This window comes from Microcoleus sp. S13_C3, assembly GCF_036700905.1.
Lineage (GTDB): Bacteria > Cyanobacteriota > Cyanobacteriia > Cyanobacteriales > Microcoleaceae > Microcoleus.
On sequence record NZ_JAUBPT010000230.1, the window covers coordinates 1 to 9,293 of the forward strand.

Consider the following 9,293-nt stretch of genomic DNA (forward strand, 5'->3'; position numbering starts at 1 on the left):
ACTGAGGGATAACCGCTCCCATGCTCCCGATGAAGTAAGAAGCAAATGTCTAGACTTGTCTAGTATTTGTGTAGCAGGCGAATCACAGGAAAAACTAGGCCGTTCTCGTGGTGGTTTTAGTACCAAAATACACATCCGTTAAAGTGAGGGTAAAGGTAAACCTATAACTTTTATTCTGAGTCGCTTGTCAACGTAACAAGTCAATTTTTTTTAGAACCATTGATGGAACAAGGAGCAGTAAGCGCATTCTGGTGCAGGTTCTCCGGGTCAACCCCCTGAAAGAGTCGTAGGAGACAAAGGCGATCGCACGTCGTCGCATCCTTCGCGATCTACGTGGGCGAGGTATCCGTTTTACCATCCCACGACTTTCAAAGGAACTGCGTCGCGATCCTTTTATCCGTGAAATCTACCGTCAACGCAATATAGTTGAATCTGCTATCAACCGACTCAAGCAATGGAGACGTATTGCTACCCGATATGAGAAATTGGCTGGAAATTATACAGCCATGATTACGCTCGCCTTTGTCTGTTGTGGTTATAGTTTAAAAACACGCCCTAGGGTGTTAGAGTTTACAAAAAATCATTTTTCTGGAGTAACAGATGGAATCAACTGAAAGTGGTATCGGATTTCAGGAATACTGGCAGATTCTCAAGCGCCGGTGGCTGCCAGCCTTAGCTGTATTTGCCTCGGTTGTTGCACTCACCACCTACGGCACGCTGAAGGAAAAAGCAGTTTATGAAGCAGAAGGAAAGCTGTTATTTAAGAAAACAACTCCAGGCTCTGCTTTAACAGAATTGGGAAAAGAAATCGGACAGTTGACTCCGGCGGCGGAGCAAAGTAACCCTCTGACTACCGAGATCGAACTCATTCGTTCTCTCGAAAATGTTGAAAAAACTATAAATAGGCTTCAGTTAAAAGACGAAACAAATAATCCGGTGAAAACAAAAGAGGTTTTAAAGAAACTGACAGTAGCTACTCTTAAGGGCGCTGATATCCTAACGGTTTCATACAAAGACAAAAATCCAAAAGTAGCAGCCGATGTCGTAAAAACTTTGATGAGTTTTTATATAGATAACAATCAAAAAGTGAATCGCCTAGAAGCTGTGTCTGTTCGACAGTTTATTGAAAAAAAACTGCCTAATTCCGACCAAGCTATGCGGAAAGCAGCGGCAGAATTGAGCAAATTTAAAGAAGAAAATAAAGTTGTAAATCTTGAAGAAGAAGCTAAATCAGCAGTGGCAGTTAGGGCGGAACTAGAAAGTAAAATCGACCAAGCTAAGTCGGATTTGCTCAATGCCAGTGCTAAGTCCAAAGCATTTGAAGACGAGTTACAAATGAATCCCCAGCAAGCATTGGCTGCCAGCACTCTCAGCCAATCTAGCACTGTGCAGGAAGCTCTGAGAGAGTACAAACAAATAGAGCGTCAGTTAGCAATTGAGCAAAATATCTACGTGGATAATTCGCCTATAATCACTAGGTTAGAAAATAAGAAAGCTACTATGAAAGCTTTACTAGACAAACAAATACAACAAGTTTTAGGCGGGGATCAGCCGTTGCACAATCAAAGTTTACAGATAGGAGATGTGAAACCAAAACTGATCGAAGAATTTATCAAGGTAGATGTAGAACGCCAGGGGTTGGCTGAGCGAGTTACTATTCTATCAAATGCTCTAGCTGGCTACAAGCAGCGGGTAAAAGTTTTGCCTAAGCTAGAGAAGGAAAAGCGGGAACTGGAAAGAAAACTCCAAGAAGCCGAAGCTGATTATCAGGAATTGCAAAAAAAACTCCAGGAAATTCGGATTACAGAAAATCAGCAAGTCGGGAATGCTCGGATTATCCAAAAGCCGAGTGTTCCTGAAGAACCAGTGCGTTCTCGCAAGTCTTTATTCCTGGTAGCTGGCAGCTTGTTGGGAACTCTGCTGGCTATAGCTGTGGCGATGCTTTTAGAATCTCAAGATAAGTCGGTCAAAACTATTGAAGAGGCGAGGGAATTGTTTGGGTTTACTTTGTTGGGGGTGATTCCTTTCCATAGAAAGTCTGAAAAAAATCCTCGGCGCAATGCCTGGCGGCTTAAATCTACTTCCCTGGATTTAGAGGCATCTCCCCGACAGATTGTTGTTAGGGATACTCCTCATACTTCGAGCAGTGCTGCTTACCGAATGCTTCAGGCAAATCTGAGGTTCCTGAGTTCGGATAAAGAGCTGAAAGTGATTGTTGTCAGTAGTTCGCTACCGCAAGAAGGCAAGTCTACTGTATCCGCTAATTTGGCTGTAGCTATAGCTCAATTAGGACGAAAGGTTTTGCTGGTAGATGCGGATATGCACTGTCCTGTTCAACATCGGATTTGGGAGCTTCCCAATCAAGTAGGTTTGAGCAATGTGATAGTCGGACAAGCTGGGTTTGGGGATGCGATCGCCCAAGTCATGGATAATTTAGATGTGCTGACTTGCGGGGTGATTCCGCCTAATCCAATGGCTCTCTTGGATTCACAGCGGATAACTTTATTGATTAAGCAATTTTCGGCTAGTTATGATGCCGTGATCGTTGATGCTCCTTCTCTGAATGTTGCTGCTGATGCTCTGATTCTGGGGAATAAAGCAGATGGGATTTTATTGGTTGTGCGACCTGGAGTTCTTAATTCTGGTACTGTAGCTTATGCCAAGGAGCTATTGAAGAAATCAAGTCAGCACGTTCTGGGCTTAGTGGTGAATGGAGTAAGTCCTAAAAACGAACCGCACAGCCATTACTATTTTACCAATGAATCTTACGCTCAAGAGCAGAGTCCTGGTATCAATAAAATAACGAATAACCAGTAACCAATAACAACAGTTAACAGTTAACTGTTGTTATTGATTATTGGCAGCCGCACTCCGAAAGTCGAGCCGAGTCCTTCCCCTGAACTTTCGGCCCAGACACTGCCACCGTGGAGTTCCACGAGATGGCGGACGATCGCCAATCCCAGTCCCAGCCCGCCGTAATTGCGCGTAGAAGTGCTGTCAGCTTGGCGGAAGCGATCGAACACAAAGGGCAAAAACTCCTTGCTGATGCCAATTCCCGTATCTCTGACAACGATCGAAACAGAGTGAACCGGAGACGGCCCAGACAAGATCGCGCCACCCGCTGCTCCCGGTTTCCCCTCCTCCGAGAGCGTGATTTCCACGCGACCCGACGGCGGCGTAAACTTAATAGCATTCGAGAGCAAATTCCACACCACCTGCTGCAAACGAGTTGCATCGCCCCTCACCAAGCTCACCCCTTCGCCACAAAAACTCACCAATTCAATTCCCCTAGCTTCAGCATCAGGGCTCAGTGCCTTCACCGCCGTTTCTACAATCCGCACCAAATCCACCGGGAACAGCTTCAAACACACTTTGCCGCTCACAATCCGGGAAACGTCCAGCAAATCCTCAATCATCTGAGTCTGCAACCGCGCGTTTCGCTCAATAGTCTCCAAACCGACAGCCGTTTTTTCAGCACTCAACTGGCGCTGCCGCAGCATCTGGGCCCAGCCCAAAATGGCGTTCAGAGGCGTCCGCAACTCGTGAGAAAGCGTTCCCAAAAACTGGTCTTTAATCCGGTTGGCTTCCGCTGCTTCCCGGTAAAGCCGCGCATTGTCAATCGCCACCGCCGCATCCCGCGCCAAATCCTCCAGCAAAACCAAATCCTCCTCCCCGCAGCGGCGGCCGGACTCCCCGCACAGCAACGAAATCGCTCCCAGCGTCCGCCCGCGAGCGATCAGCGGCACGCAGATTGCCGACAGCACCTGAGATTGGGCTCGCAGCACCAACTGCAGTTCCCTGTCCGGCACAACCGCCTCGATCACCCATTCCGGTATTTCTGCGTACAGCTTCGACTCCCCAGTCCGCAACACCTTTGCTACTCCGTGCCGTCCCTGGGGGTCTAGGGGCATACGCCGATCGATTTGCCACAGCAGAGCGACTTTGCTCGGATCGGAGTGAGCAACTGCTTGCAAGCGGATCGAGCCGTCTGCCTCAAGCAAATGCACACAGCACCAATCCCCCAGCGCCGGTACTGTTAAATCTGCCAAACCTTGCAGCGCCTCCTCGTAATCCAGGGAAGCCGACGACAGCAAAGCCAAAGCTTGAGCGCTAAAATAGGCTGTTTGGGCCGCTCGCTGGCGATCGTCAATATCCGTACAAGTCCCGAACCATTTGATGATTTTCCCCTCAGCATCCCGCACGGGCAATGCCCTGCCCAGATGCCAGCGGTAAGCCCCGTCAGATGCCCGTTTAAAGCGGTATTCCACCTCGTAAGTCCTCCCCGTCTGCACGGAGGTATTCCAGCGTTCTAGGCAGTTTTCCACGTCATCTGGATGCAAAACTGGCTGCCACCCCCAGCCTTGAGTTTCCTCCAGCGTCAAGCCGGTATATTCAAACCAGCGCTGGTTGTAGTAGTCGAGCCAGCCGTCGGGTCTGGCAGTCCAAACTATTTGCGGGATGGCTTCAGCCAGGACGCGGTAAAGCAGTTCGCTGGCTTCGGCTTGGCGACGGGCGGCCTGTTCCCGCACCAATGCTGAATTCCGCTGTTCTTCGGCCTCTTTGCGAGCGGTGATGTCGCTAATCACGCCGATCCACTTGCAGGGATTACCTTGTTTGTCAAGCACTGCTTTGCCCCGATCGATCCAATGGAGCAAGCGACCCCCTTGGCACTGAACGCGGTATTCCTGAAAAAATGGGGCGGCAGAACTGTCTGGCGCACTCAAATACCGATCGACTGCGGCTAAAACTCGATCGCGGTCGATCGGGTGCAAGATACTGTTCCAAGCTGCTCTTGTCCTCGGAAATCCGCCTTTTTCGTACTCCAAATGTTCGTCAACGTGACCGAACCACAGCACGATCCCGGTTTCGATATCCCATTCGTAAATTAAATCACTGGCACTTTCTGCAGCAATCCGAAACCGCTCTTCCGACTGTCGCAGCACTTCCAGAAATTTAAAGCGTTCCGTCACGTCCAAAACCAGAGACAGCACCGATATCAACTGTCCCGAATCGCTGTAAAAAGCCGAATTGTACCACTCGCAGTGCACCAACGAACCGTACTTATTATAATTGCTGTTGCGAACTACATTGCAGCGATATTCTGGTTTTTTTAAACTATAAATTGCCGATTCAACCTCTTCCAAATCCCCCTTAGAAATAAAGTTCCATTCGCTAAAATGCTTGCCTAAAACTTCTCTTTTTTTCCAGCCAAAAATCTTCTCGGCCGCCGGCGACCACCCGCTGATACGAAAGTTTTCATCCCACTCAATCACCGCTAGGGGCGTATTTTCAAAATGAGAAGTGAGTTTTTGCAGCGCCTCGCGCAGGGATGCTTCTACTTGCTTGCGCCCAGTAATATCGCTAAAAGAAATAGCAATGCCGTCGCCCAATTTAACGGTCATAATCCGAAACCAGGCGACAATGCCTTCGTTGTTATAATAAATCTCGGTATCGAGGGGAATTCCTGTTTCTACAACTTGCACGTAACTGTCGAACAAATTGTTATCTTTATGGCCCGGCAGCACTTGCAGCAATCGCTTGCCGGTTAATTCTTCAGGAGTACGGTGTTGCATTTTGGCCGCTGCGGGATTGACGTATTCCCATTCAAAATCCACAATTTTGGATTCGTCGCGAATGCTGCGGAATACGTTAAATCCGTCTAGAGATAATTCCTGAAAAACGCGGAAGCGTTCTTCGCTTTCTTGCAACTTGTCTACAGTGTCAAGCAGGAGATCCTCGACTCGCTCGCGCTGCGTTATTTCTGCAAGCAATTGCTGGTTAATTTGCTGGAGTTCGGTTGTGGGGAATGATCCGGAATTTGTAATAGCAGAGTCGGCTTGTGGTCGATCGACCTTTTGGGTTCCCAGCGCCGTATTGCCTGGAAAAGAGGCCGCCCCAGCCAAAGCCAACACTTGAGAAACCCAGGGTATCAGGGATGCTACAGCCCACAAAGAGATGATAGCGGTAACGGCGGCGATCGAACTTGACAGCCAGTAGCTGGGATGCACCAGCATCCAAACTTGCATCAAGTGAGTTGTCCCGCCGCAGAAAAACCAGGCTCCCAATAGGAGAAACCCCTTGCTCAAAGGCACGTCTCGCTGCTTCCGGGCAAAGTATGTCAGAATTGCCGGAATTGAGTAATAAGCCAAGGCAATTAACACATCGCTGACCGCGTGCAGTCCCATCAACTGGGGTTGCCACTGGCAACAGCCATCTTGCGGAATAAAATTGTGGTTAAATGACATAATCTTAATAAATGGCAGCATTTCGGCTTTCCTGTGCGATCGATCTTAGTTGCACTTGTGTTGCTGACCCGCTAATTTCTAGTTTATACACAAAAAAACATAAAACAAGAGTGACTTTAGTCCGGGGAGGAAAGTTCACAGTAGGTTTTAACCTGGCTGAAATATTCGTACATTTATTGAGAGGTTTAGGGAGAGTCAGGTACTAGAATTCCCAAGGAGGTACGAAATTCCATGCTATCTTTTGAATGCACAACTTCCTGAAAAACCGAGGAATTGATCGCACTTGAGGAAGGGATTACTAGAGTGCCATTCATGGAAACGGTTTAGCTACAAGCTTGCAATATTCGATAAATTCATCTTTATTGAATCTATTTTTTGAGAAGTTTGCCGATTCAGAAATCCCTTCAACATAGGAGAATCGACCTCTACTTGGAGGCTCAGAAATCCTGCGGGAGCAGATTGATGCTTGGAGCGTAGCATGCCCGCCTCTCGCCCCGGAATCAAAACTAATCTGTACCTGTATCAAAGTCTACTAAATTCTGCTACTAAATCGGTTAATGTCACAGATTATCTTCCAGTAAAATTTCTGAAACCATCTCGAATTAAACATCCATGCGCTTAGAGCAGCTTCAAGCATTTCTTTCAGTTGCTGAAACTGGTAGCTTTCAGCAAGCGGCCCGGAAGTGTGGCGTTACCCAATCGACTATTAGCCGCCAAGTGCAGGGATTAGAAGCGGAAGTGGGTTTGTCGCTGTTTCACCGCACGGCCCACGCGAAACTGACTGTGGGAGGGGAATGCCTACTGCCTCACGCTCGCAAAATCTGTCAGACTTGGCAAAATGCTGCTGAAGAATTGGGAGACTTACGGGCGGGAAAGCAGCCGGAACTTTGCGTGGCTGCGATTCACTCGGTTTGCGCTGCTTATTTGCCGCCTGTGCTGCAAAAGTTTTGTCGCGACTATCCAGACGTGCAATTGCGGGTGACTGCCCTCGGTAGCGATCGAGCTCTGAAAGTCCTCAAAGATGGTTTGGTGGACATAGCGGTGGTGATGAACAACCGCCATTTTACTCAAGCCCCGGAAATGTTGGTTGAGGTGCTCTACAATGAGCCGATCGAGGTGTTGATGGCGGCGGGTCATCCCCTGGCCCAGTACGATCGAGTACCTTGGCCGGAATTGATTTGTTACCCGCAAGTGGTGTTTAAGGACGGGTACGGAATGCAGCGGATGGTGCAAGAACAATTTGGACGCATCGGTGCTAAACTTCATGCTGTTTTGGAACTCAACACTCTTGATGCTTTTCGGGGTGTGGTGCGACAGGGAGAATTGATTGCTTTACTGCCGCATTCAGCTTTGGTGGACGCCAAGGGCGATCGCACTTTAGCAATTCGGTCGATCGCCCCAGATCGGTCAAATTCCAAGGTTTCGACGATCGGTCAATTGGCAGCAGATCCCACTTGGACTCGCGAAGTGGTATTGGTGACAACTCACGATCGAATGCAAATTCCGCCGATCGCCCATTTCTGGAATCTGGTACGCGAATTTGTGCCGCCATGTGATGTAATCAAACTAGAAAAATCAGGGAGTTAATACCATTTTAGATTTTAGATTTTAGATTTTAGATTGGGAATGACGGATGAAATAAGGGTTTGGATATTTCCAACAATTGCCTTCTTTTTGGGAACTGGTATAATTCGATAATTTTGAATAGATATAGCCTTTCTCAGAAAGATGAGGTACTCATGGGCATAGGGCATAGGCCTCCGTGGGCATAGGGCATAGGGCATACCTCACTTTTTTGAGAACCGCTATAGTTCTGAAATTTAAATTTAAAACGGTTCAAATACTACCAATTACCCTTACCAATTACCAACTTCAAATGTTATGAGTGACGCATTTAGAGAATTGCTGCGAAAAATTGGCAGCGGAGTACACACAGGAGAAAACTTAACTCGCTCCGAAGCAGCAGCAGCCACGCGGATGATGCTGCTGGGGGAAGCAACACCGGCTCAAATCGGAGCTTTTATGATTTCCCACCGCATTAAACGGCCCACTGGGGAAGAATTAGCCGGAATGCTCGATGCTTATGAACAATTGGGGCCCCTTCTTGCCCCCCCAAACCGAGAAAAGGGGTTTTCCGTCTCTACCGTCGCCGTGTTTGGCGTTGCTTACGACGGGCGATCGCGCACGGCTCCAATTAGCCCAATAACCGCCCTAATTTTAGCCGCATCTGGCGTCCCAACCCTCATGCACGGGGGCGATACCATGCCAACGAAGGAAGGCATCCCCCTGATGGAAATTTGGCGCGGTTTGGGAGTGAATTGGGGAAAACTGAGTTTAGAAAAAGTCCAGCAAGTTTTTGACAAGACGGGTTTGGGTTTTGTTTACCTTCCCAAGCATTTTCCTCAAGCCGCTGCTTTAGTTCCCTACCGCCGCGAAATTGGTAAACGACCACCTTTTTCGACAATGGAGTTGATGTGGTGTCCCTGTGCCGGCGACGTTAACGTCATATCGGGCTACGTCCACCCGCCGACAGAAGGTATGTTTCAAAAAGCCTTGGAGTTGCGCGGAATCAAAAATTATACCACAGTCAAAGGATTGGAGGGAAGCTGCGATTTGCCGCGCGATCGTACTGCGATTATCGGCATTGCTAAGCCGGACGCTGAGTTTGAACGAGTGCTTTTAGCCCACGGAGATTACGGTTTTAGCAGTACAAATCCGGCCTTGGAATCAACCTCTGAGTTATTAAAACAAATGCAGGAAGTGTTGCTGGGAAAACCCTCGGAATTGATGCAGTCCGCTATCTGGAACGGCGGCTTTTATCTGTGGCGCAGCGGAGTTTGTTTGGATATGAGATCGGGTTTAATTGAGGCAGAAACTTTATTGAGCAGCGGTCAAGTCGTGCAAAAACTTGAGGAAGTTAGCCAAGCCGTTAGTGTTTTGAGTTGACAGTTGACAGTTGACAGTTGACTACTGACAGTTGACAGTTGACAGTTGACAGTTGACAGTTGACAGTTGACAGTTGACAGTTGACAGTTGACAGTTGACAGT

At 48.2% G+C, this 9,293-nt stretch carries 5 protein-coding genes; 4 read left to right on the top strand and 1 reads right to left on the bottom strand.

From position 1 onward, the window contains the following. The first annotated feature begins 317 nt into the window (after positions 1–317). Together QUA16_RS37085 and QUA16_RS34065 are read left to right on the top strand one after the other, a co-directional pair. Positions 318–614: a transposase gene (locus QUA16_RS37085; protein ID WP_445299839.1), complete on the top strand. Its 297-nt coding sequence runs from the start codon at positions 318–320 to the stop codon at positions 612–614. After that, on the top strand, positions 601–2,817 hold the full coding sequence (locus QUA16_RS34065) for a polysaccharide biosynthesis tyrosine autokinase (RefSeq protein WP_333108946.1): 2,217 nt from the start codon (positions 601–603) through the stop codon (positions 2,815–2,817). The genes QUA16_RS37085 and QUA16_RS34065 overlap by 14 nt, the downstream gene beginning before the upstream one ends. A 20-nt stretch (positions 2,818–2,837) precedes the next feature. Here the strand turns inward: QUA16_RS34065 and QUA16_RS34070 are convergent, their stop codons facing one another. Beyond that, on the bottom strand, positions 2,838–6,266 hold the full coding sequence (locus QUA16_RS34070; RefSeq protein WP_333108948.1) for a PAS domain S-box protein: 3,429 nt from the start codon (positions 6,264–6,266) through the stop codon (positions 2,838–2,840). Between the two features lie 591 nt (positions 6,267–6,857). Between QUA16_RS34070 and QUA16_RS34075 the strand changes: the two genes are divergently transcribed. Together QUA16_RS34075 and QUA16_RS34080 are read left to right on the top strand one after the other, a co-directional pair. Beyond that, the gene (locus QUA16_RS34075; RefSeq protein WP_333108949.1) at positions 6,858–7,832 is read left to right on the top strand and encodes a LysR family transcriptional regulator; all 975 of its coding nucleotides are present in this window, start codon (positions 6,858–6,860) and stop codon (positions 7,830–7,832) included. Between the two features lie 294 nt (positions 7,833–8,126). Next, the gene (locus tag QUA16_RS34080) at positions 8,127–9,191 is read left to right on the top strand and encodes an anthranilate phosphoribosyltransferase family protein (protein ID WP_333108951.1); all 1,065 of its coding nucleotides are present in this window, start codon (positions 8,127–8,129) and stop codon (positions 9,189–9,191) included. The last annotated feature ends 102 nt before the right edge of the window (positions 9,192–9,293 follow it).